We start from the raw sequence: 23,144 nt of genomic DNA, 5'->3' as shown, positions 1-23,144 counted from the left end.
CCGGAATGCTGAAACTGAAAGTCGATGACATGAGCTGCGGCCATTGTGCTGCCACTGTTACCAAAGCCGCCGAAGGCATTTCAGGCGTTGAAAAAGCCGATATCGACCTTGCCAAAGGCGAAGTAACCGTAACCGGCAATCCCGATGTCGCAGCCCTGATCGCCGCCATTGACGATGCCGGTTACCCGGCCCGTGAACTGGCCTGATCGCACACCCCACGAATGAAAAGGCCGCCCCAAGGGCGGCCTTTTTTGTTTCGGCATCCGGCATTCACGCATTATCGCCGTGTTCGATATCGGGCAGGAAAATCGCGAGGAAGCCGATGGCAGGCAACCATGCGCAAAGCTGATAGACCGGCCCCAACCCGAAATGATCGGCCGTCAGACCAAGAATGGCCGCACCAACCCCGCCAAGCCCGAAGGCAAGACCAAAGAACAGGCCGGAAATCATACCAATGCGCCCCGGCACAAGTTCCTGCGCATAAACAATAATCGCCGAAAATGCCGATGACAGGATCAGACCGATGGCAATCGACAGCATCACTGTCGCCCCCAGCCCGACATAGGGCAGGATCAGTGCAAAGGGCAGTGCCCCAAGGATCGAACCCCAGATCACCTTTTTGCGGCCAATCCGGTCGCCCACCGATCCGCCGATCAGGGTCCCCGCCGCGACCGAAGCCAGGAAAATGAACAGATAAATCTGGGCTTCGCCTTCTGAGATCGGGAATTTTTCCATGAGGTAAAATACGTAATAGCTGGTGAAACTGGCAAGATAGAACCATTTCGACAGCATCAGGCAGAACAGAACCGACAGGCCACCAATCACCTGCCGCCGTGCCGGAAGATTTGCCGCCAGATGAACAACACGCGGGTGTCGCACGGCATGGCCGTTGCGTTTATACCAGCGCCCAAGCAGCGTCAGGATGACGACACCGGCCAATGCGGCAAAGGCAAACCATGCCAGACTGCCCTGCCCGTGTGGTAAAACAACCGCCACCACCAGCAACGGCCCGATGGCCGAACCGACATTACCGCCCACCTGAAACAGCGACTGCGCAAAGCCATGTGCCCCGCCGGAGGCCAGCCGCGCCAGACGCGAGGATTCCGGGTGAAAGATCGACGATCCCACACCCAACATCGCACTGCCCATAAGAAGCATCGAAAAACTCGTTGCCGAGGACAGCACCAAAAGCCCCGCCATCGACGTCCCCATGCCGAATGGCAAGGAATAAGGTTGCGGTCGACGGTCCGTGAATTGGCCGATAAAGGGTTGCAGCAACGATGCCGTCACCTGATAGGTCAGGGTCAAGAGACCAAGCTGGGCAAAGGATAGGTCAAAGCCGCCCCTGAACACCGGATAAGCCGCAACAAATAGCGACTGGATCATATCGTTCAGCAAATGGCAGAAACTGGCCGCGCCCAGAACCGGCAAAACGGTTCGGGCCACTCGCGGACGGTTGAGAACGGCTTCGTTCATCGGGGACCTCATTGAAATGACATTAAACGCAGACCTTGGTGCGTTGATCATCATTATAAAAATTGCAAATCGGCCCACCACCGCGTTAGGGTCAATTTATTACGAGACTGGGCCAATCAACGCAGGCAGACATTGATGTCATCATTTCGCGAAGTTCCAAGACCGGTCATCGCATTGGGGACGGATTATCCCGATGGTCATGTGATTGCCGCCCACCGCCATGATCGCGATCAGTTGCTATATGGCATGACCGGGGTTTTGATGGCATCAACCCCGCACGGCGCATGGATGATGCCACCCCAGCGCGGCATGCTGATCCCCGCCGGGGTCATCCACGAGGTCCGCCTGTTTGGCGATGTCAAAATGCGGTCGCTGTATCTGCGCCCGAACCGGCTTGGTGCGACGGACAACCAGTGCAAGGTGGTCGGCATTTCATCGTTGATGCGCCATTTACTGATCGAAGCGGTTGCCGTCCCAGCGGAATATGACATGGCGGGTCGTGATGGGGCGCTGATGGCGCTGATCGAACATGAAATCAAACGGTTGCCGGTCCTGCCGCTGTCGCTTCCACTACCGGAACAGGCCGCATTACGGGAAAAGTGCCGTGCCTTTCTGGCATCCCCGACCCCGCATGAAACAATCGATGACTGGTGCCATCATCTGGGCATGAGCCGTCGAAGCTTTACCCGGCAGTTTCGCAAGGAAACCGGATCAAGCTTTGTCGAATGGCGTCAACAGGCCTGCATCCTTGCCGCCCTGCCAAGACTGGCCGCCGGTGAAGCCGTCACAACGATTGCGATGGACCTTGGCTATGACAATCCCGCCGCATTCAGCAACATGTTCAAACGCATCCTTGGCGCATCGCCGCGCGGTTACCGGACCAATGACATTTAAGCCTGATAATGACAAAAGCCGCCCGTTTCGATCTGAAACGGGCGGCTTTTACGCATCGTCTGATGATTGAAATCAGCCGAGGATTTTGTCGCGGAGCATCTGGTTGACCATGCCCGGGTTGGCTTTGCCACCCGTGGATTTCATGACCTGGCCAACGAACCAGCCCAGCATGCGGTCCTTGCCGTCGCGGATTTCCTGAACCTTGTCCGGATTGGCCGCAATGACTTCGTCGATTGCTGTTTCAATCGCACCGGTATCGGTGATCTGCTTCAGACCTTTTTCTTCCACGATCTTTTCCGGGTCATTGCCGGTTTCGATCATGATTTCAAAGACGTCCTTGGCGATACGGCCCGAAATAGTGTCATCCGAAATCAGGTCCAGAAGTTTGCCGAGACTTTCGGCCGTAACCGGGCTTTCGGTGACGGGAACTTCCAGCTTGTTGAGCGCACCAAACAGGTTGGTAATCACCCAGTTTGCGGCAAGTTTGCCATCGCGGCCCTTGGCAACGACTTCGTAATAGGCGGCCTTTTCCTGATCCGCGACGAGAACACCGGCATCATAGGCCGACAGGCCGTTTTCACGCATGAAGCGGGCTTTTTTCTCGTCCGGGAGTTCCGGCAGGGTCTTTTCGATTTCGGAAACGAATGCCTGATCAAACACCAGCGGAAGCAGATCCGGGTCCGGGAAATAGCGGTAATCATGTGCCATTTCCTTGGACCGCATCGAACGGGTTTCCCCCAGACGCGGATCGTAAAGTCGGGTTTCCTGAACGATTTCACCGCCGGCTTCGATGATTTCGACCTGGCGTTTTGCTTCGATCTCGATCGCCTGCATCACATAACGGATGGAGTTCACGTTCTTGATTTCGCAGCGTGTGCCGAATTCAGCGCCCGGACGACGGACCGAAACGTTGGCATCGCAACGCATCGAACCTTCGTTCATGTTGCCATCGCATGTACCAAGGTAACGTACAATCGCGCGCAGCTTGGTCAGATAGGCACCGGCTTCTTCCGGGGTGCGGATATCAGGCTTGGACACGATTTCCATCAGGGCAACGCCTGAACGGTTCAAATCGATATGCGAATATTTCGGGTCCTGATCGTGCATCGATTTACCGGCATCCTGTTCAAGATGCAGGCGTTCAATGCCAACCGATTTGGTCGAGCCATCAGGCATGTCGAGGATAATGGTCCCCTCGCCGACAATCGGTTTGTCGAACTGCGAAATCTGATAGCCCTGCGGCAGATCGGCATAGAAGTAGTTCTTGCGCGCAAAGACGCTTTCAAGATTGATCTTTGCTTTGAGGCCAAGGCCGGTCTTGACGGCCTGCCGCACGCATTCCTCGTTGATCACCGGCAACATGCCTGGCATGGCCGCGTCAACGAGGCTGACATTGGTGTTCGGTTCGTTACCGAATGTGGTCGATGCACCGGAAAAGAGTTTGGATTTGGAAACCACCTGACAGTGGACTTCCAGACCGACAACGATTTCCCAAGGGCCGGTTGAACCTTCGATGATATAGGTCATGGATCAGCCCTCCTGCCCGGCCGGTTTCGCAGTGAAGTTGGCGGCAGTTTCAAGCACGCCACCGACACGCAGAACGGTTTCTTCGTCAAACGGTTTACCAATCAGCTGCAAACCAAGCGGCAGACCTTCGGCAGACAGGCCGGTCGGAACGGACAGGCCCGGAAGACCCGCAAGACTTGCCGGAACGGTAAAGACGTCGTTCAGATACATTTTGACCGGATCGTCTTCGTTTTCGCCAATCGCAAAGGCGGCCGACGGTGCGGTCGGTGCCAGAATGGCATCAACGGTGCCAAATGCGGTTGCGAAATCCTCGTAAATGCGACGACGGACTTTAAGCGCCTTGTTGTAATAGGCGTCATAGTAACCAGCCGACAGCACATAAGTGCCGATCATGATGCGTCGCTGGACTTCCTTGCCGAAACCGGCAGCACGGGACTTCATATACATATCGTCCAGGCTGTCGCCTTCGTCCATGACGCGCTGGCCGTAACGCAGGCCGTCATAACGCGCGAGGTTCGAGGATGCCTCGGCCGGGGCGACGATATAATAGGTGCCAAGCGCATATTTGGTGTGCGGCAGAGTCACATCGACCACTTCGGCGCCCGCATCGCGCAGCATCGCAATACCGTTATCCCACAGCCTGTTGATTTCTTCGGGCATGTTATCGACACGGTATTCTTTCGGAATACCGATTTTCATGCCGCGAATGTCACCCGTCAGGGCGGCTTCGAAATCAGGAACGGCAACCGGGGCGGACGTGCTGTCCTTGGCGTCGTGACCAGCCATTGCGCCCAGCATGATCGCAGCGTCACGAACGGTTTTGGTCATCGGACCAGCCTGATCAAGCGAGCTTGCAAAGGCAACAATGCCCCAGCGCGAGCAACGGCCATAGGTCGGCTTCAGGCCGACAATACCGCAATAGGATGCCGGTTGACGGATCGAGCCACCGGTATCAGTACCGGTCGCCGCCAACGCCATGCCCGCGGCAACAGCAGCCGCCGAACCACCGGACGAGCCACCCGGAACCAGATCCTTGCCATCCTTGCCCTTCCACGGGTTGATGACATTGCCGTAATAGGACGAGGTATTGGACGACCCCATGGCAAATTCATCAAGGTTGGCCTTGCCGAGCATCACCGCGCCGTTATTGAACAGGTTGGTGGTGACGGTGGATTCATATTCCGGTTTGAAACCCTCAAGAATGTGCGAGGCTGCGGTCGTCTGGACACCTTCGGTGCAGAACAGATCCTTGATCGCAATCGGCAGGCCTTCCATTTTGCCCGCGTCACCCTTGGCGCGCTTGGCATCGGAAGCCTTGGCCATGTCGATGGCCTTGTCCGGGGTTTCGGTGATGTAAGCGTTCAGATTACGGTGCGCTTCCATTGATTTGATGTGGGCTTCGGTCAGTTCGACCGACGTGTAATCGCCCTTTGCCAGCCCGTCGCGGGCCTCGGCAAGTGTCAGATTTGTCAGATCAGTCATTATTCAACCACCTTCGGCACAACAAAACAGCCAGCATCGGTCATCGGTGCGTTTGACAGGACTTTTTGCTGGATATTGCCATCGGTGACTTCGTCCTTGCGCATCGGCAGGGTCAGATCGGCAACCGACGTCAGGGGATCACAACCCTCGACATCAACTTCTTGCAGTTCCTCGACGAAATCGAGGATACGGGTCAAATCTCCCGCCAGTTCGCCAAGCCCTTCTTCGGACACGTTGATACGCGACAGAAAGGCGATCCTGCGAACTGTTTCCTTATCCAAAGACGACATGGATGAAAGTCTCTCTTAAGGAATGACAAAACACCCGGCAGGCAGGCGGCCTGCCGGAACCTGAAATTACAGCGCGGAAACTAGCACCCCGCCGCCCCCGCCGCAAGGGCCGGAGACAGCCAATTTCGGCAACTTTTCCAACTGTTGGGAAAGATGCCGCCCGATCATGGCTGGCATCAGAGGCAAAGCCATGCTTTCACCGACGTTTCAGGCATGTCAGTATTGCGTTTCGCCGGTTGAAATGCGCTGGCGTTTTTTTGGCAACGCACCTATAAGGTCGCCATGATTTGCAATGACACACAGGAATTGCTGCGGTTTCTAACACCGGCAGCACGCGTTTTGGGGCTGGATCTCGGCACCAAGACCATTGGCGTGGCCCTTTCGGATGTCGGGCTACAGATCGCGTCACCCTATTCTCTGATTTCGCGCAAGAAATTCACGCGTGATATTGCCGAACTTTCGGCAATCGTCACCAAGCAGAATGTCGGTGGTATCATCATCGGTTTTCCGCGTGAACTTGACGGTACAATCGGCAAGGCATGTCACCGGGTTTATGCCTTTGTCGATGAAATGCAGAAATATATCGATCTGCCGATCCTGCTTTGGGATGAACGTCTTTCGACCAATGCGGTTGAACGCATCCTGATCGAGGATGTCGACATGACGCGCAAACGCCGGGCGCAGGTCGTCGATAAAACGGCTGCTGCCTATATCCTTCAGGGGGCGCTTGATAACCTTAATCTTCATACCGATCCGGGTGCGAACCCAGATGACGATGATGAAGATGAATTTGGTGACGAAGAAGCCTGATTTTCTGTCACATGAAACCGGGCAGTTTCAAAATTTCCGATAAGGCCGCCTGATATTTCAGGCGGCTTTGTCTTTTGCCTTGAAGACAACCAGGGTTCCGAAGAATTTGGACGGCGGCAGGATCAGCCGACCCTTTTTATGAATTGCCCCCATGGATTGGGCGGCTTTGGCGATGGTGTCGATCTTGTCGACGATGATTTCGTATCCGGCAAAGCCGTCTGTCGGGAAAAGCGGATCATCAATGCCAAAACGGATCACCATTTCATCGCTGTGCAGGGCTTCGACAATTTTGTCGGTTCCGATTTCCTCGACAAAATCGGTTACCGCATCGGCCGCCCAATGCATCAGAAACACCTTGCCGATGGCATAAGCCCCGTTCGCGTGTGTCTGATATTCCGGATAATAGAAATTCTGCGGCGGATGGCGATGCTGGCAGACAAATGTTACCGCGTGGCGCAGCAACGGATGATTGGCAAAGGCCAGGGAAAAGGCGACGTCGGTCTGGGAGCCATCCGGGCGGGTAGCTTCGCGTTCGAATTTGAAAACACGGGGCACGGCGGCACCGGCGGCAATGAAATCCTCCCGGTCCTTTTCGGCATCGCGCGATTGCAGGGCCAGCATCGACATGCCTTCGCGATGACGCAGATAATCGCGATTGTAAATCGGGAAGGAAAAAGGTGCCGAAAGATCGGTTTCAGCGATTTTTCCCGGCTCGACCACGGCAAGCAATTCGATATACATGCCGTCAAGCTGGATCAGGGCATTGCCGGTACCGAATGGATGATTGGCGCGCGGGGTGACGGTAAAGCCCAGCCTGCGATAGGCATCGCAGGCCGCGTCAAGATCATTGACACATAAAACCAGATGATCGATGGCGCGACTCATGGGCTTTCCCCTGATTGGCATTCCCGTTTGCCGTGATGACGGTCAGGAATTTCTTTCAATTGATAAATCAGTGCGTTGCACGCATTATCTGACCCATGCTCATTATCACGGGATGGACATGCGAAGAAAGAGACAGTCTTGTCGATACGACGACAAGGATCGATTTCACAATGTCAACCATCACAGCAAATCGCCTAATAACAGATTAATGACCGAACCCTGCTACCGGAAGATACATTCGAAAGCACCCCATGATTGCCATCCTGTCCGCCCTGATCCCGACCTTTGCCCTGATCGTGCTTGGTTTCATCCTGCGACAACGCAAATTCCTGCCTGATGCGTTCTGGCCGGGGGCGGAAAAGCTGACCTATTATGTGACGTTCCCGGCATTGCTGTTTTCCAATACGGCCAGCGCCGATCTGGGCAGCCTGCCGCTGGCGGGGATTGCAACCGCGATGCTGGGCACGGTTTTTATCTGTACCGTTCTTATCCTGATTGCCAAGCCGGTTCTGAAAATCAGCAACCCGGCGTTTTCATCGCTGTTTCAGGGGGCGATCCGGCCCAATACCTATATCGGGCTTGCAGTTGCCGCTGCCCTTCTGGGCGAAGCCGGATTAACAGTGACAGCCCTTTGCGTTGCCCTTGTCGTGCCGACGGTCAATGTGCTGTCGGTTCTGGCCTGTGCGCATTGGGGGGATAATGATCGCACGCCCGGTGTGGTGTCGCTTTTGCGCGATGTTTTGCGCAATCCATTGCTGATGGCGTGTGTTCTGGGCATTGCGATCAATATGACGGGCTTTGGCCTGCCGCCGGTGATTGGACCGTTTCTGGAAGTTCTGGGACGGGCGGCATTGCCGATCGGGCTTCTGGCGGTTGGTGCCGGGCTTGATCTTTCGGCGGCACGGCGTGCCGGGGGGCCGGTCGGGTTTTCAACGCTTGGCAAACTTGTCATCAGCCCGGCGATTGCAGCGGGGCTTTGTCTTTTGCTGGGGCTGCCACCGGTAGAACTGGCGGCGGTTGTGCTGTATGCCGGGCTGCCGTGTTCGGCCAGCGCGTTTGTACTGGCCCGCCTGATGGGCGGTGATGCACCGATGATGGCCAGCATCATTACGGTTCATACGCTTGTCGCGATTGTCAGCATCCCGATCCTTGCGGTTTTGCTGCATGTGGTGTGATGTAAACCAGGTGAAATACTGACCATCCGGTCAGGATGTTTGGGCAATATTTTAACTTTCCGTGACAGGGGCAATTGGGTATGCTCCGCGCGAAATTCTGCCCATACCATTTAAGGAATATGTGCAACGCCATGAGTGTCATGGGACCAGCGGCGGATCACTATCCGCACCCTCACCTCCTCGGTATCGAAGGTCTTACCCCGGGGGAAATCACCCTTATTCTTGATCGCGCCCAGCATTATGCGGAAAAGAACCGCACGGCAGACAAGACCAGCAACATTCTTGCCGGGGCCACGGTCGTCAATCTGTTCTATGAAAATTCGACCAGAACGCTGACATCGTTTGAACTTGCCGCCAAGCGGCTGGGTGCGATGGTCATCAATATGACGGTCGGCACCAGTTCGGTCAAAAAGGGTGAAACCCTGATTGATACGGCAATGACGCTCAATGCGATGAACCCCGATGCACTTGTGGTCCGCCACGGTGACAGCGGTGCGGTCAAGCTTCTGAGCGAAAAGGTCAATTGTGCGGTTCTCAATGCCGGGGATGGCCGACACGAGCATCCAACACAGGCCTTGCTTGATGCGCTGACCATCCGCCGCCACAAGGGCCGCCTGCATCGGCTGAATGTGGCGATTTGCGGCGATATCGCGCATTCGCGTGTTGCACGGTCCAACATCCTGCTGCTCAATACCATGGGGTCGCGCGTGCGGCTTGTGGCCCCTCCGACCCTGATCCCGTCCAAGATCGACCGGATGGGGGTCGAGATTTTCCACGACATGGAAGAAGGCCTTAAGGATTGCGACATCGTCATGATGCTGCGCCTTCAGCTTGAACGCATGGAAGGAAGCTTTATCCCGTCGGTCCGCGAATATTTCCATTTCCACGGCCTTGATCGCGCCAAGCTTTCTAATGCCAAGCCCGATGCGCTGATCATGCATCCCGGCCCGATGAACCGCGGGGTAGAGATCGACAGTGAAGTCGCCGACGACGTTGAACGGTCCGTCATCCGCGAACAGGTTGAAATGGGGGTTGCGGTGCGCATGGCCGCCCTTGAATTGCTGGTGCAGAACCATAGACAGGCAGGAGGCCAGGCATGACCCCAGCCATTCGCGTAAAGGGTACGGGCCGCAAGGCCATCATCAATGCCCGACTGCTTGACCCGGCAGCACAGACCGACAGTACGGGCGGCATCCTGATTGAGAACAGCAAGATCATTGATTGCGGTGCCAAGGTTACGCGCGACAACCTGCCCAAGGATTGCGAGATTATTGATGCCGCGGGTGCGTGCCTTGCGCCTGGACTTGTCGACATGCGCGCACAATTGCGCGATCCGGGGTTCGAGCATCAGGAAACCATTGAAACCGCCGGTCGTTCGGCGGCAGCAGGCGGGATCACCACGATCATCGCCCTGCCCAATACCGATCCGGTGATTGACGATGTGGCCGGGGTCGAATTTATCGCACGCCGGGCACGCAAGGTTGGCCTGGCCAAGGTTTTTGCCTATGGTGCGGTATCAAAGGGCATCGAAGGTGGTGAAATCACCGAGATGGGTCTTTTGCATCAGGCCGGTGCGGTCGCATTTTGCGATGGCGTGAAAACCATCGCCAGTGCCCGGTTGCTGCGACAGGCGTTGTCCTATTCGACCTTCTTTGACGGCATGATCGTCCAGCATCCCGAGGAGCCGGAACTTTCCAAGGGTGCGGCAATGAATAGCGGCGAACTTGCCACGCGCCTTGGCCTTAGCGGTGTTTCCCCCCTTGCCGAAGTCATGCAGATAGAGCGCGATTTGCGGCTGGTAGAAATGACAGGCGGACGTTTGCATTTTGCCCATATCTCGACCGGAGAGTCGGTCGAGGTGATCCGCAAGGCCAAGAAACGCGGCCTTAAGGTCACGTGCGATACCGCCCCGTTCTATTTCGCGCTTAACGAAAATGCGGTTTCGGATTACCGGACCTTTGCCAAACTGTCGCCGCCGCTTCGGTCCGAAGATGACCGTCAGGCGATTGTGGCGGGCCTTGCCGATGGCACGATTGATGCCATCGCATCTGACCATAACCCGCAGGATGTTGACTCCAAACGCCTGCCCTTTGCACAGGCCGCCGCCGGTGGTGTCGGCTTTGAAACACTTCTGCCGATCACGCTGGAGCTTTATCACAACGGGCATATGTCGATGCTTGATGTGATTACCAAACTGACGACGGCCCCGGCGGGACTGGTGCGCATCAAGGGTGCCGGTACGCTTGAAATCGGGACGGCAGCCGATCTGGTGCTGTTTGATCCGGATCGCCCGTGGAAGATTGATCCTTATCAGTTCGAGTCAAAATCGAAAAACTCGCCATTTGATGGCCGCCTTACCCAAGGCCGTGTCCTGCGTACCATCATTGATGGCCGCGAGGTTTTTGCCGCCCCCTCTGTCGCGGAAGGCGCGTAATATGGAACTTGATGCCACTTACAAGGCAACCCTGATGTCGCTGCAGATTGCGACCGTTTGCGGTTATCTGCTGGGCTCGATCCCGTTTGGTCTGGTTCTGACGCGGATGGCCGGACTTGGCGATATCCGCAAGATCGGATCGGGCAATATTGGTGCGACCAACGTACTGCGTACCGGCAACAAATTTCTGGCGTTCCTGACACTTGTCGGCGATGTCGGCAAGGGTGCAGCGGCAGCCCTGCTATTTACCCATTTTGTCAGCCCTGAGGCCGGTATTTTTGCCGGTGGTGCCGCCGTTATCGGGCATATGTTTCCCGTCTGGCTGCGCTTCAAGGGCGGTAAGGGTGTTGCCACCACCCTTGGCACTCTTATTGCGGTCAACTGGATCATGGGGCTTGTCGCGGCAGCGACGTGGCTTGTCATGGCGTTGATTTTCCGCATTTCATCTCTTTCTGCCCTGATTGCAATGATTGCTGCCCCGATTGCCGCCTTCCTGATCGCCAATGATCTGGGTGCCGGATGGCTTGCAATCTTCCTTGCGGTGATTGTCTGGGCAGCACATCACAGCAATATCCGACGCCTTCTCAAAGGCGAAGAGCCGAAAATCGGCCAGAAGAAAAAAGAAGCCGCAGCCACCAGCGAAGAATAAGCTGTGCAGTTGGAATAGCTTGACGAGACAACGCCCGGATGATCACAATCCGGGCGTTATGGTTTCAGACACGCAACAACCGATACGATTACCGCAATCCGAACGTCTCGCACGTATGCGACTGGCGCGCAGTACCAATGTCGGGCCGGTCACATTCCGCAAGCTGATCGAGCGGTTCGGAACGGCACGCAATGCCATTGATGCCCTGCCCGATATCATCGCGCGCACCGGTGGCAAGCGGAAGATTGTTCTGGCAACGCGCGAAGACACGATTGCCGAAATTGAACAGGCGCGCGCCTGCGATGCCAAGCCGGTGATTATCGGTGATCCGGAATATCCGGCGATGCTAGCCGCGATTGAAGATGCCCCGCCCTATTTTTATGCGTTGGGCCGCGTCGAATTGTTAAATCAGCCAACCATCGGAATCGTCGGCGCCCGGAATGCATCAGCCAATGGATGCGGTTTTGCCCGGCGGTTAGCAGCCGCCCTGTCCGAGGCAGGATATGTCGTTGCATCGGGTATGGCGCGCGGGATTGATGGCGCGGTTCACGATGCCTGCCTGCAGGTCGCAAATACAGTTGGTGGCACCGTTGCGGTTTTGGGCGGGGGTGTGGATGTGATTTATCCGCGGGAACATGCCGATCTGTATCGCAAGCTTTGCGAAAATGGCTGCGTGATTTCGGAAATGCCACCGGGGTTAAATCCGCAGGCACGGCATTTTCCAAGGCGCAACCGGATCATTTCCGGACTGTCGCATGGCATTGTTGTGGTCGAGGCAGGGCGTAATTCCGGATCGCTGATCACCGCCCGATTTGCAGGAGAACAGGGGCGCGATGTTTTTGCCGTTCCGGGCAGTCCAACCGATCCGCGCGCGGCAGGCCCTAACAGTCTGATCCGCGACGGGGCGATCCTATGCGACTCCGTTGATGTGATCTTCGATGCCTTGCGCATTTCGGAGCGAAACAATCATCTGCGTGAAGGAATTCATGATTTTGCCATCGACAGACGCGCGGCAACCATAAGCGGTTCATCAGATGATTTCAGCGACATCACCAATTCCATCGAACGCGATGCCCAAACCGCGATCATTGTTGGCACCCCTGAAAGCGTTGACAACCAAGAAGAAACAGGGGCACCTGCCCCGGCTCGAAACGCAGACCGCGAAACGGACCATATCCTTGAATTATTGTCGACCAGCCCGCTCCTGATTGATCAGCTTATCCGGGCATCGGGGATGCCTGCCGATGTGATTTCAACCATGCTGATTGAGCTTGAGCTTGCAGGAAGGGTTGAACGTCACCCCGGAAATAGGGTATCGCGTATCGCCGAATGAGTGTCGCAGACATTTGTGCTGCGACAATATTGTTGTGATTTGCCGCAATTTGCGCAATCTGATCTGAAATGCGGTCATACTATATATAAGTGTCGGACATTCGGATCATTCGCAGCACGACATACATTATCGCCCCAGGGCGCAAGAACCGGACACGAAAAACGTAATGAATCTTGTCATCGTCGAATCCCCGGCCAAAGCCAAGACGATCAATAAATATCTCGGTGACGATTACAAGGTGCTGGCCTCGTTTGGTCACATCCGCGATCTTCCGTCAAAGGATGGATCGGTTGATCCCGACAACGACTTTTCGATGGTCTGGGAAACCGATGGCCGTTCGGAAAAACAGATCCGCGAGATCGCATCGGCCGCACGCGATGCCGACACCATCTATCTCGCGACTGACCCGGATCGTGAAGGGGAAGCGATTTCGTGGCATATTCTGGAAGTTCTGGAACAGAAAAAGCTTTTGCGCGGTCGCGACGTTCATCGTGTCGTGTTCCACGAGATCACCAAAAAGGCCGTAACGGACGCGATTGCCAATCCGCGCGAGCTTAATCAGGAACTGGTCGATGCCTATCTCGCGCGCCGTGCTCTTGATTATCTGGTGGGCTTTAACCTGTCGCCGGTCCTGTGGCGCAAATTGCCCGGTTCGCGGTCGGCTGGTCGCGTGCAGTCCGTCGCCCTTCGCCTGATTTGCGAGCGCGAGATCGAGATCGAAGCATTCCGCCCAGACGAATACTGGTCACTCGAAGCCGGTTTCAAGGTGCCTGAAGGCAACTTCACCGCGCGCCTGACCCATCTGAACGGTGAGAAGCTCGATAAGCTGGCACTGGGCAATGAGGGTGCTGCAACGATTGCCAAAGAAAAGGTAGAAAGCCGCAGCTATACCGTTTCGAAGGTCGAGCGCAAGGACGTCAAACGTCGTCCGCAGCCGCCTTTCACGACATCGACCCTACAACAGGAAGCATCGCGCAAGCTTGGCTTTGGCGCGAAACGCACCATGCAGCTTGCGCAACGCCTTTATGAAGGGGTTGATATCGGTGGCGAGACGGTAGGTCTGATTACCTATATGCGTACCGATGCGGTTGTCCTGTCGGGCGAGGCATTGGCCGCCGCACGCCGCCTGATTTCCAAGGATTACGGTGAAAATTACCTCCCGCCAAGTGCGCGCAGCTTTGCAAACAAGGCCAAGAACGCACAGGAAGCCCACGAGGCCATCCGCCCGACGGACCTGTTCCGCCGCCCCGATCAGGTTGCGCGTCACCTCGATAAGGATCAGCTTGCGCTTTATACCCTGATCTGGAAACGTACCGTCGCCTGCCAGATGGAAGACGCCAAATTCGATCAGGTCGCGGTTGACCTGTCATCGAATGACAATCACGTGGTTTTGCGTGCCAATGGCTCGGTCGTGAAATTCGACGGTTTCCTGAAACTGTATCAGGAAGGCAAGGATGACGAGACCGAGGACGAAAATGATCGTCGTCTGCCGCCGCTGAAAGAAGGGCAGAAGCCTGATCTTGGCAAAGTCAGTATCGACCAGCATTTCACCCAGCCCCCGCCCCGCTATACCGAGGCGAGCCTGGTCAAGAAAATGGAAGAACTGGGCATTGGCCGACCATCGACCTATGCATCGATCATTTCGGTTTTGCAGGATCGCGATTATGTGACGCTGGACAAGCGTCGCTTTGTCGCACAGGACCGTGGCCGTCTGGTCACGGCGTTCCTGTCGAAATTCTTTGAACGTTATGTGCAGTATAACTTTACGGCCGATCTGGAAAACCAGCTCGATGACGTTTCCAACGGTAGCCTTGCATGGCGCGATGTGCTGAACCAGTTCTGGTCGGCCTTCAAGGGCAATGTTGACGAAGCCAAGGAACTGAAGATCACCGATGTGCTTGATGCGCTTCAGGTGATGCTTGAAAATTACCTGTTCCCAGTGCGCGAAGATGGTACGGACCCGCATAAATGCCCGAAATGTGCCGATGGGACGCTCAGCCTCAAGCTTGGCAAATTTGGCGCATTCCTTGGGTGTTCGAATTATCCGGAATGCAACTTTACCCGTCCGCTGGTTGCCAATGAAAATGGCGGCGATTCCGAACTTGATGCCGGTCCCAAGGTTCTTGGTATTGACAAGGAAACCGGCAAGGAAATCACGCTGCGCAAAGGCCCGTATGGCGTTTACGTGCAGTTGGGCGAGGAAGAAGAAGTCGAAGGCAAGAATGGCAAACCCAAAAAGGTCAAACCGAAGCGGACATCGCTTCCGAAAGGGCTGGAGCCATCGGTTGTCGATCTGACCAAGGCGGAAAAATTGCTGACATTGCCGCGTCTGGTGGGCGTATTCCCCGACACAGGCGAGGAGATCAAAGCCAATGTCGGCCGATTTGGTCCTTATGTTCAGGCAGGTAGCATCTTTGCATCGCTCAAGGCCGAGGATGATGTTCTGACCATTGGTGAAAACCGTGCCATTGCCCTGATTGCGGACAAACGCGAAAAAGCGGGCAAGGAAATCGGCAAACATCCCGATGACGGCGAACCGATATTCCTGGCTGATGGCCGTTGGGGGCCGTTTGTCAAACACAAGAAAACCAATGCCAATCTGCCGCGTGACACCAAAAAGGAAGATGTCACGCTGGAAATGGCCATTGCGGCACTGAAGGAAAAGGAAGCCAAATCAGGGAAACAGGCCAAGGCAACCAAAACCGCCGCAAAGAAAACAACGACGAAAAAAGCGGCTGCCAAGAAACCGGCCGCCAAAAAGACCGCTGCAAAGAAACCCGCAGCGAAGAAAACAACCAAGAAAGAGGCGGCGAACTAATCGCCGCCTTCCTTTTCTTGACTATGAAATTGAAAGGACGCCGCGAAGTTGGCGAACGACACAGAAAATAAAACCCCGTTCCCCACCCGGGAACAGATCATGGAATTCATTGATATGAGCCCCACCCCGGTGGGCAAGCGCGAAATTGCGCGCGCCTTTAACATCAAGGGTGCAGCGAAGATCGAGCTTAAAAAGATCCTGAAGGATCTGAAACTTGGTGGGGATGTGGTCAAGGGCCGCAAACGGTTTGACAAACCCGACCGCCTGCCACCGGTTGAAGTATTGGAAATCACCGGCATTGATGATGATGGCGAAGTGATTGCGCGCCCCAATGTCTGGAAAGAAGATTATGAACCGCCGGTCATTTACGTGAAAACGATCCGGCGCGGCGGACCAAGCGCACCGGGAATTGGCGACAAAATCCTTGCCAAACTGCGCTATACCGGCAAGCAGACCTATGAAGCCAGCATCATGCGGGTTCTGGGCAGCGGCCCGCAACGTGTCTTGGGCATTTTCCGTCCCAATGAACGTGAAGGCCGGGTCGTGCCGACGGACCGCAAGGATAGCGGCGAGATCGCCGTGCCGCTGGATGATCACCCCGATCTTGAAGGTGGTTCGCTGGTTCTGACGGAAATTCTGCCGGGCAAGCATTTTGGTCTGCGCAAGGGACGGATTACAGAGGTTCTGGGCAATATCAACGAGCCGAAATCGATCAGTCTGGTATCGATCCATGCACGCGGCATTCCGTTTGAATTTCCGCCCGAGGTCGAATTGCAGGCCCGCGAGTCCAAGGCAACGCCAATGGGCAAGCGCACCGATCTGCGCGATATCCCGCTGGTGACGATTGACGGTGCGGATGCACGCGACTTTGACGATGCCGTCTGGGCCGAACCTGATCCCGACCCGGAGAACGAGGGCGGCTGGCACATTATGGTCGCGATTGCCGATGTGTCCTGGTATGTGCGTCCGCATGATGCGCTCGACCGTGAAGCGGTAAAGCGCGGCAACAGTTGTTATTTCCCGGATCGGGTTGTGCCGATGTTGCCGTTTGAATTGTCAAACGGCTGGTGTTCGCTGGTACCGCATGAAGATCGCGGCTGTATGGCCGTCGAGATGTGGTTGAACCGGCACGGCACCAAACTGCGACACAAATTCTGTCGCGGAATGATGCGATCAGCAGCACGCCTGACCTATGATCAGGTTCAGCGCGCAATGGATGGTTATCCCGACGACACAACGGGGCCGTTGCTTGAAACCATCATCAAACCGCTTTACGGGGCGTATGAGGCGTTTCTTGAAGCCCGCAAAGGCCGCGGCGTTCTGGAACTTGACCTTCCGGAACGCAAGATCGAGCTGAATGACAAAGGCCAGATCATTGCCATTGCCCCGCGGGCACGCTTTGACAGCCACAAGCTGATCGAGGAATTCATGGTCGCGGCCAATGTGTGTGCGGCCGAAGAACTTGAACGGATCAAGCAGCCCTGCATGTATCGTATTCACGATGCGCCGAGCGAGGAAAAGCTTGAAGCGCTTCATGAATTCCTTGAGGGGGCTGGATACAAGCTGAACAAAGGGGCGGTCCTGCGCCCGCGCGATTTCAACCGCATCCTTGAACAGGCGAAGGATACGCCCGAAGCCGAACTGATCAACACCGTCGTGCTGCGCAGTCAGTCACAGGCGATGTATAGCCCCGATAATATTGGGCATTTTGGTCTGGCGCTTAAGAAATATGCCCATTTCACATCCCCGATCCGACGTTATGCCGATCTTCTGGTGCATCGTGCCCTGATTGCGGGTCTGAAACTTGGCGAAGGCGGATTGCCGCCCGAAGATGGAGAGCGGTTCGAACAGATCGGCGAAGACATTTCCGGCACCGAACGCCGTGCGGCGATGGCCGAACGTGATGCGGTTGACCGTTATGTCGCGGCCTATATGGCCGACAAGGTCGGCGCGGAGTTCCCCGGTCGCGTTTCGGGGGTCACGCATTTCGGTCTGTTCGTATCACTTAATGAAACCGGTGCGGATGGTTTGATCCCGATATCCACCCTGCCCGATGACTATTATGTGCATGATGCCATCGGTCATGCACTGGTCGGGCAAAATCGCGGCAAGACATTCCGTCTGGGCGATGATGTTGTTGTCCGCATAGCCGAGGCAGATGCCGCAACCGGGTCGCTTGCGCTACGTCTGGCGGGGCATGCCGACATTACCGACCGTGACCTGATTGAACGACCGCGTGGGCGCGGAAAACGCCGTGGCAGCCCCGGTGATCGCAGCCATCGTCATGGGACGAAGCCCGGCTTCCGGGCCAATCCACAGGATAAAAGCGGTGCGTCGGGTGGCGGACCACGTGGCGGAAAACCGGGCGGCAAGCCCGGCGCCAAGGTGGCGGGTAAAAAGAAAACCACACCGAAAAAACAACGCAAGCTGGTGGCATCAAGCCGGGTTGCACGAAACACCACCAAACGCGAAGATTAAACAAAACGGGCGGCCTTTTGATGGCCGCCCGTTTTGCGTATCGCATTCGACGTCAGAAAATCAGCCCAGCGTTTCAATGAACTTTGCCAGATGTTCGGCCGTTTGCTGGCCACGGTTTGAAATGATCGCGACATTTGACGGCAGACCTTCGAGATCGGGATGAGATGCATCGAAGCTGGTCAGAAGGCCAAGCGCCTTGCCCTTCATCGTTTTCATCGCAGCCAGGGCACGGATCAACTCGATGCCGCTTAGCCCGTCCAGAACCGCAGCAGTTATGATCGCATCCGGGCGCGATTGCACAACGGTTTCGAATGCTTCGACCGCATTGCGTGCGGTGATGGTACGATACCCCTTCTCACGCAGTTCCCGTTGCAGGAAATGGGCCTGAACCACCGTTGCGGTGACGATCAGAACTTCCTTGTCATGCGCTGTCGGCTTGTCCGATGCAGTTTCCTTGCCCCTCTTTTTCGCACTTCGGGTCGGAAGCGACCGCAGGATACGGGTTTCTTCCTCGGCCGGAGGATTGGTGCCGCTTTCGATGATTTCGCGGATCCATGTCGTAAAATCGACAAGCGATGCGGCTTCGAGGTCATCAATCTCGGTCAGTTCGGCGATATAATCTTCCATGCGGTGAGCAATCGCGCCGACCAGCGGAAAACCGAACGAACCGGCCAGACCTTTGACCGTGTGAGCTTCCCGCCTTAGTTCGGCAATGCCGGTTTCGGCCTTGTCCATGCCGCCCGCCACACGATCAATCGTCGTTTCGATACGATCTGTACGTTCAAGGGTGTCTTCAATGAAATCCTGTTTCAGTCGGGCGACGATATCGTCTGCATTCCCCATCTGGGCGCTCCTGTACCGGGTTGAAGACATCAGTATCAAAGGATCGATAATATAACGACTTTCGGCACAGTTTTCAGCCATGCCGGAAAAACACTTGCCCGATCACTTCAACTTCATGATGATAGCGAACCGTTTCAATGCCCCTTTTTTCCGACCTTATCAAGGGGCTGGATCAAGAAACAGGAACGAATGCCACCATGCAGCCTGAATACAGTGAACAAAGCAGCGGATCGCGCCTGCTGACCGGCCTTTGCCGCGGCTTTCGGCGCAAATGCCCAAATTGCGGGCATGGCTTTGCCTTTGGCGGGTACCTGAAGCTGCGCGATGAATGCGATTGTTGCCACCATCCGATTGGTGAATATCGCTGTGACGACGCCCCGCCCTATTTCACGATTTTCATTGTCGGCCATATTGTCGTTGGCGGTGCTCTTTCGATGGAACAATCCATGCAGCCATCTATGGCGTTGCAATTGTCTGTCTGGCTTCCGACAACCGTTTTGCTGTGCCTTGGCTTCCTACCCTTTATCAAGGGCGCTGTGCTTGGCACCCAATGGGCGATGAAGATCAAGGGATAGTCATTGTCGGCTGCGCGTCATTCGCAGTACAATAACGTTCATGTTGATCCATCCCCTTTCGGATTGAGCAGATTTTGGCATCAGCCGCACAAGATTTCGGTACTGTCATTTCCCGTCCGGCATTGCGCCCGATAAAGCGCATTGCCGGGATTGTCGGGGTTTGCCTTTTGCTGGCCGGTTGTGCCACCCAGCGTGGCGATGCGATCATTTCAAATGATGATCAGCAAACCCGCGATGTGATGTCGCAGGCAATTGATCTGGTCACGACACGTTATATCGATCCGGTCGGACGCGAACAGATTGTCGTCAATGCACTGGACGGGCTTTCGACGATTGATCCAAATATCCGCATCGGCATGACGCCGGATGAAATTATCCTTGGATATAATGGCAAAACTGTCCGCAACCTCCCCCTGCCTTCGACCGGGACTGAGGAACAGGATACACTTTTGTGGACCGAACTGGCGCTTAAGGGGGTTGGCATTTACCGGGTTTATTCACCCGATTTACGCCATGCCGACGCACTTTCGGTGCAGTCAGCCCTTGTCAGCGGATCAATCAGGAACCTTGATCGTTACAGCCGTTATGAAGGCCCCAATCAGGCCGAAACGGCACGCACGCGGCGCGATGGTTATATCGGGGTCGGTGTGCGGCTGATCGGCGGCGATGGCTATCCGGTAATCAAAAAAGTGCACGACGACAGCCCCGCCGCCAAGGCCGGACTTAATATCGGTGATCAGCTGATTTCGGTAAACGGGGTCAACCTTTATAACCGAACCGCGACCTATGCCAGCGACCTGCTGCATGGCGAGGAAGGCACGCGGGTCACCATCGAGATCAACGGTGCCGACAGCCAGATCATCACACCAGTCGAAATCATGCGCGAGCGCGTCATCAACCGAACGGTATTTGCCGAAATTCGCGAAAATGTCCTGATTGCCCGCATCGCCAGCTTTAACAGTGCGACGGCACAGTCTCTTGGTAATGAAATCCTCAAAGCTGATCTTTTCCCGGGGGGCTTGCGCGGGGTGATCCTTGACCTTCGCGGCAATCGCGGGGGGCTTTTGCAGCAGGGGGTCGAGGTTGCCGATCTGTTTATTGCAGGCGGCCCGATTGCCAATACCCGATCACGCGTGATGGCTGCCCGCCATATCTTCAAGGCTGATACCGAGGATCTGACGCGCGGTGCGCCGCTTGTCGTCCTGATTGACGGTAGAACCGCATCCTCGGCCGAATTGGTAGCTGCGGCCCTGCAGGATCGCAATCGGGCGGTTCTGATCGGGTCGACCAGCTTTGGCAAGGGGTCGGTTCAGGCGATCAACGACCTTGCAAACAAGGGGACATTGACCTTTACCTGGTCACGAATGACGGCCCCGTCGGGTTATACGTTTGATCGAATCGGTCTTTTCCCGTCAATCTGCACGACCGCTGCCGGGCTTGATCCGAATGATCAGATCAAATCCGCCCTTGCACATCGCGAGGACATGGTCATGACGATGACAAAGTGGCGCAACCTTGATTATCAGAATGAACAAGCGCGACGGGACCTTCGAAATGTTTGCCCGGCACGCCAGACAAGCGATGAAACAGATATCGATGTAGCGCTTGAACTGATCAAAAACCTGCCAGGTTACAAGGATTTGGCACAGCTTCCATATCAGGAAATTGCCGATACTTTTGCGACACATTAAAAATGGCATTCTTTTTGCCAAAATGGCTTGACACCCGGCTCATAACCTTTATGTTCCGCGGCCTGAGATACACCTGAACACAGGAAGCTGAGACATGGCGAAGCCCGCTTCGATCCTCGTAAAGTTGGTAAGCACCGCTGATACCGGTTACTTCTACGTCGTTAAGAAGAACCCGCGGAATACCACCGAGAAATTCTCGTTTCGCAAGTACGACCCGGTCGTGCGCAAGCACGTCGAGTTCAAAGAAGCGAAAATGAAGTAATCTTTCAGCTTCGGCTGATTGGATTACCGGAATAAAAAAAGACGTGACCTTCGGGCCACGTCTTTTTTGTTGACTGATCAGGCCTGCAAAAACGCGTCAGGCGGAAAACCGCTTCCAGCCTGCCCCGGCCAGCATCAGCCAACCCGTAATAAAAGACAGCCCGCCAATCGGTGCAACCATTCCAAACGTGTTGATCCCGGCAAAGGCGATGATATAAAGCGCCCCGCAGAAGAACAGAACCCCCGCCAGCATCGCATAGGCCGCCCAGCGCAAAAGCCGTTCATCCGGCACCTGATGAGCAAGGGCCGCGATGGCCGCAAGCCCCACAGCATGAACCAGCTGATAATGGGCGGCAGTTTCGACAAGATCACGGGCATGGCTCATTTCTTCGCCCGCCATTCCGTGGGTCGCGAACGCACCAAGAGCAACCGCGATTGCCCCGTTCAGGCCCGCCATAACAACAGATAACCGCATGAAGTTGTTTCCTGATTTGGTGATGGTTTCAAACAGACCGTTACTTTATCGGGCGATGAAGTGCCGCACCATGAGGAAACGCAAAAAAATGGCCGTACATAAATGTACGGCCAGTAAACTCTCTTGGGGGAGATGTGCCGAACCTGTTAAATGTCCGTCACCCTGTTTTTCTATCCTGTAGGGCAGACGAGTTCTGTGACACCCGTCACAATTTACGAAACATTTTCAACTTTCTGCCAATATTTCATTATTTTGTGGTCGATGTTGGCCTAGTGGATCGATTCACTGAGGAATTCTTCAAGACGCTGCACGTTAGGCACATACAAACCCAACTCGACTTTGGCGATCAAGCCATTTCGGGCGAGAGTCCCCATGACACGCGCTACCGTCTCGCGCGAGGTGCTGACCCTGCTGGCAATTTCTGAATGCACGGGCACGGGACTTAACATCGCAGATCCGTCTTCTGCGATCCCGATCTGTGCGCAACGCAATATTTCGGCAACAACCCGTTCATTTGCCCCAAGTGTGCTAACATCAACAATGCGGCGGGTCGATGTCCGGACAATTCGTGCCAACTCCCGGATGACGCTCCAGGCAACGGAGGGGTGGTTTTTGACAATTTTCTCGAAATTGGCGGGGCTTACAATCGCGACATCCGTATTGGTAACAGCCAGCACACAGGCTGAACGCGGCTCGCCATCTATTGCCGAAAGCTGACCAACACAGCCACCTGCCCCGATTTCTTCCAGTGTGATTTCACGGCCGGATAAAGAATAATTCACGATCCGAACCTTACCCGACAAAATCAGATAAACATCCGAACTGTCGGATTCGGGTTCAATGATCTGCGCCCCCGCCGAAAATGTTTTTCGGTTGATGTGCCGCTCGACATCTGCGAGGGCGACCTGATCGAGCCCCGCAAGAATACCGACCACCGATAATTCTACCATCTACCCCAGCTTTTCTATGCTTTCGCTATCATTTTCTTGTCAGTGCCATGGTCAGGCTTAACACATGTACTGCTTTTGAATGCTGTCCCGGAAAGATC

At 55.4% G+C, this 23,144-nt stretch carries 21 protein-coding genes; 13 read left to right on the top strand and 8 right to left on the bottom strand.

Annotation, left to right across the window (positions count from 1 at the left end):
• Nucleotides 1–5: 5 nt before the first annotated feature.
• Nucleotides 6–206: a heavy-metal-associated domain-containing protein gene (locus LG297_RS09120; protein WP_404426600.1), complete on the top strand. Its 201-nt coding sequence runs from the start codon at nt 6–8 to the stop codon at nt 204–206.
• 64 nt (nt 207–270) lie between these two features.
• Here LG297_RS09120 and LG297_RS09115 read toward each other — a convergent pair whose 3' ends face one another.
• On the bottom strand, nt 271–1,476 hold the full coding sequence (locus LG297_RS09115) for an MFS transporter (protein WP_404426599.1): 1,206 nt from the start codon (nt 1,474–1,476) through the stop codon (nt 271–273).
• Between the two features lie 135 nt (nt 1,477–1,611).
• Here LG297_RS09115 and LG297_RS09110 point away from each other — a divergent pair, with 135 nt between their 5' ends.
• Complete coding sequence (locus LG297_RS09110) at nt 1,612–2,370, top strand: AraC family transcriptional regulator (RefSeq protein WP_404426598.1); 759 nt, start codon at nt 1,612–1,614, stop codon at nt 2,368–2,370.
• A 72-nt stretch (nt 2,371–2,442) separates the two neighbouring features.
• Here the strand turns inward: LG297_RS09110 and gatB are convergent, their stop codons facing one another.
• The 3 genes from gatB to gatC are packed head-to-tail and all read right to left on the bottom strand — an operon-like array spanning nt 2,443 to nt 5,669.
• Nucleotides 2,443–3,897, bottom strand: a complete 1,455-nt coding sequence (gatB, locus tag LG297_RS09105) for an Asp-tRNA(Asn)/Glu-tRNA(Gln) amidotransferase subunit GatB (protein WP_404426597.1) — start codon at nt 3,895–3,897, stop codon at nt 2,443–2,445.
• 3 nt (nt 3,898–3,900) lie between these two features.
• A complete protein-coding gene (gene gatA, locus LG297_RS09100) occupies nt 3,901–5,379 on the bottom strand; it encodes an Asp-tRNA(Asn)/Glu-tRNA(Gln) amidotransferase subunit GatA (RefSeq protein ID WP_404426596.1) in 1,479 nt (492 codons plus the stop codon).
• A complete protein-coding gene (gatC, locus tag LG297_RS09095; protein ID WP_007089905.1) occupies nt 5,379–5,669 on the bottom strand; it encodes an Asp-tRNA(Asn)/Glu-tRNA(Gln) amidotransferase subunit GatC in 291 nt (96 codons plus the stop codon). Before gatC ends, gatA begins: the two co-directional genes overlap by 1 nt.
• A gap of 282 nt (nt 5,670–5,951) precedes the next feature.
• Here gatC and ruvX point away from each other — a divergent pair, with 282 nt between their 5' ends.
• A complete protein-coding gene (gene ruvX, locus LG297_RS09090; protein ID WP_404426595.1) occupies nt 5,952–6,479 on the top strand; it encodes a Holliday junction resolvase RuvX in 528 nt (175 codons plus the stop codon).
• Between the two features lie 57 nt (nt 6,480–6,536).
• On the opposite strand, the gene LG297_RS09085 is transcribed toward ruvX, so the two are convergent.
• The gene (locus LG297_RS09085) at nt 6,537–7,364 is read right to left on the bottom strand and encodes a VOC family protein (RefSeq protein WP_404426594.1); all 828 of its coding nucleotides are present in this window, start codon (nt 7,362–7,364) and stop codon (nt 6,537–6,539) included.
• Nucleotides 7,365–7,615: 251 nt separating this feature from the next.
• On the opposite strand from LG297_RS09085, the gene LG297_RS09080 reads away from it, so the two are divergent.
• The 7 genes from LG297_RS09080 (at nt 7,616) to rnr (ending at nt 18,251) form a co-directional block, all read left to right on the top strand.
• Nucleotides 7,616–8,539 (top strand): AEC family transporter, encoded by a 924-nt coding sequence (locus LG297_RS09080; protein ID WP_404426593.1) that lies wholly within the window; start codon nt 7,616–7,618, stop codon nt 8,537–8,539.
• 140 nt (nt 8,540–8,679) lie between these two features.
• The gene (locus tag LG297_RS09075) at nt 8,680–9,639 is read left to right on the top strand and encodes an aspartate carbamoyltransferase catalytic subunit (RefSeq protein WP_404426939.1); all 960 of its coding nucleotides are present in this window, start codon (nt 8,680–8,682) and stop codon (nt 9,637–9,639) included.
• On the top strand, nt 9,636–10,973 hold the full coding sequence (locus tag LG297_RS09070; RefSeq protein WP_404426592.1) for a dihydroorotase family protein: 1,338 nt from the start codon (nt 9,636–9,638) through the stop codon (nt 10,971–10,973). The genes LG297_RS09075 and LG297_RS09070 overlap by 4 nt, the downstream gene beginning before the upstream one ends.
• Before the next feature lies 1 nt (nt 10,974).
• Nucleotides 10,975–11,622: a glycerol-3-phosphate 1-O-acyltransferase PlsY gene (plsY, locus tag LG297_RS09065; protein WP_404426591.1), complete on the top strand. Its 648-nt coding sequence runs from the start codon at nt 10,975–10,977 to the stop codon at nt 11,620–11,622.
• 19 nt (nt 11,623–11,641) lie between these two features.
• Nucleotides 11,642–12,955, top strand: a complete 1,314-nt coding sequence (gene dprA / locus LG297_RS09060; RefSeq protein ID WP_404426590.1) for a DNA-processing protein DprA — start codon at nt 11,642–11,644, stop codon at nt 12,953–12,955.
• 166 nt (nt 12,956–13,121) lie between these two features.
• Nucleotides 13,122–15,773, top strand: coding sequence for a type I DNA topoisomerase (topA, locus tag LG297_RS09055; protein WP_404426589.1), 2,652 nt, complete (start codon nt 13,122–13,124; stop codon nt 15,771–15,773).
• 48 nt (nt 15,774–15,821) lie between these two features.
• Entirely contained in the window at nt 15,822–18,251 is a 2,430-nt protein-coding gene (gene rnr, locus LG297_RS09050; protein ID WP_404426588.1) for a ribonuclease R, read from the top strand.
• Nucleotides 18,252–18,311: 60 nt separating this feature from the next.
• Here rnr and LG297_RS09045 read toward each other — a convergent pair whose 3' ends face one another.
• A complete protein-coding gene (locus LG297_RS09045) occupies nt 18,312–19,094 on the bottom strand; it encodes an Hpt domain-containing protein (RefSeq protein WP_404426587.1) in 783 nt (260 codons plus the stop codon).
• A 137-nt stretch (nt 19,095–19,231) separates the two neighbouring features.
• Here LG297_RS09045 and LG297_RS09040 point away from each other — a divergent pair, with 137 nt between their 5' ends.
• From LG297_RS09040 to rpmG, 3 genes are all read left to right on the top strand, one after another.
• Entirely contained in the window at nt 19,232–19,669 is a 438-nt protein-coding gene (locus LG297_RS09040; RefSeq protein ID WP_404426586.1) for a DUF983 domain-containing protein, read from the top strand.
• A gap of 74 nt (nt 19,670–19,743) precedes the next feature.
• Entirely contained in the window at nt 19,744–21,360 is a 1,617-nt protein-coding gene (locus tag LG297_RS09035) for a S41 family peptidase (protein ID WP_404426585.1), read from the top strand.
• 94 nt (nt 21,361–21,454) lie between these two features.
• Entirely contained in the window at nt 21,455–21,622 is a 168-nt protein-coding gene (rpmG, locus tag LG297_RS09030; protein WP_007089918.1) for a 50S ribosomal protein L33, read from the top strand.
• 96 nt (nt 21,623–21,718) lie between these two features.
• Here the strand turns inward: rpmG and LG297_RS09025 are convergent, their stop codons facing one another.
• Together LG297_RS09025 and LG297_RS09020 are read right to left on the bottom strand one after the other, a co-directional pair.
• On the bottom strand, nt 21,719–22,096 hold the full coding sequence (locus tag LG297_RS09025) for a DUF423 domain-containing protein (RefSeq protein ID WP_404426584.1): 378 nt from the start codon (nt 22,094–22,096) through the stop codon (nt 21,719–21,721).
• Between the two features lie 269 nt (nt 22,097–22,365).
• Entirely contained in the window at nt 22,366–23,046 is a 681-nt protein-coding gene (locus LG297_RS09020; protein WP_404426583.1) for a Crp/Fnr family transcriptional regulator, read from the bottom strand.
• Between the last annotated feature and the right edge of the window lie 98 nt (nt 23,047–23,144).

Origin of the sequence: Thalassospira australica (assembly GCF_044790785.1) — a bacterium.
GTDB classification, from domain to species: Bacteria; Pseudomonadota; Alphaproteobacteria; order Rhodospirillales; family Thalassospiraceae; genus Thalassospira; species Thalassospira australica_A.
This window is presented reverse-complemented; position numbering and strand designations above follow the sequence as displayed.

Bases quoted from the DNA above. Each gene is read 5' to 3' on its own strand.
- LG297_RS09120 (WP_404426600.1), top strand. From the start codon at position 6: ATGCTGAAACTGAAAGTCGATGACATGAGCTGCGGCCATTGTGCTGCC.
- LG297_RS09115 (WP_404426599.1), bottom strand. From the start codon at position 1,476: ATGAACGAAGCCGTTCTCAACCGTCCGCGAGTGGCCCGAACCGTTTTG.
- LG297_RS09110 (WP_404426598.1), top strand. From the start codon at position 1,612: ATGTCATCATTTCGCGAAGTTCCAAGACCGGTCATCGCATTGGGGACG.
- gatB (WP_404426597.1), bottom strand. From the start codon at position 3,897: ATGACCTATATCATCGAAGGTTCAACCGGCCCTTGGGAAATCGTTGTC.
- gatA (WP_404426596.1), bottom strand. From the start codon at position 5,379: ATGACTGATCTGACAAATCTGACACTTGCCGAGGCCCGCGACGGGCTG.
- gatC (WP_007089905.1), bottom strand. From the start codon at position 5,669: ATGTCGTCTTTGGATAAGGAAACAGTTCGCAGGATCGCCTTTCTGTCG.
- ruvX (WP_404426595.1), top strand. From the start codon at position 5,952: ATGATTTGCAATGACACACAGGAATTGCTGCGGTTTCTAACACCGGCA.
- LG297_RS09085 (WP_404426594.1), bottom strand. From the start codon at position 7,364: ATGAGTCGCGCCATCGATCATCTGGTTTTATGTGTCAATGATCTTGAC.
- LG297_RS09080 (WP_404426593.1), top strand. From the start codon at position 7,616: ATGATTGCCATCCTGTCCGCCCTGATCCCGACCTTTGCCCTGATCGTG.
- LG297_RS09075 (WP_404426939.1), top strand. From the start codon at position 8,680: ATGGGACCAGCGGCGGATCACTATCCGCACCCTCACCTCCTCGGTATC.
- LG297_RS09070 (WP_404426592.1), top strand. From the start codon at position 9,636: ATGACCCCAGCCATTCGCGTAAAGGGTACGGGCCGCAAGGCCATCATC.
- plsY (WP_404426591.1), top strand. From the start codon at position 10,975: ATGGAACTTGATGCCACTTACAAGGCAACCCTGATGTCGCTGCAGATT.
- topA (WP_404426589.1), top strand. From the start codon at position 13,122: ATGAATCTTGTCATCGTCGAATCCCCGGCCAAAGCCAAGACGATCAAT.
- LG297_RS09045 (WP_404426587.1), bottom strand. From the start codon at position 19,094: ATGGGGAATGCAGACGATATCGTCGCCCGACTGAAACAGGATTTCATT.
- LG297_RS09040 (WP_404426586.1), top strand. From the start codon at position 19,232: ATGCCCCTTTTTTCCGACCTTATCAAGGGGCTGGATCAAGAAACAGGA.
- rpmG (WP_007089918.1), top strand. From the start codon at position 21,455: ATGGCGAAGCCCGCTTCGATCCTCGTAAAGTTGGTAAGCACCGCTGAT.
- LG297_RS09025 (WP_404426584.1), bottom strand. From the start codon at position 22,096: ATGCGGTTATCTGTTGTTATGGCGGGCCTGAACGGGGCAATCGCGGTT.
- LG297_RS09020 (WP_404426583.1), bottom strand. From the start codon at position 23,046: ATGGTAGAATTATCGGTGGTCGGTATTCTTGCGGGGCTCGATCAGGTC.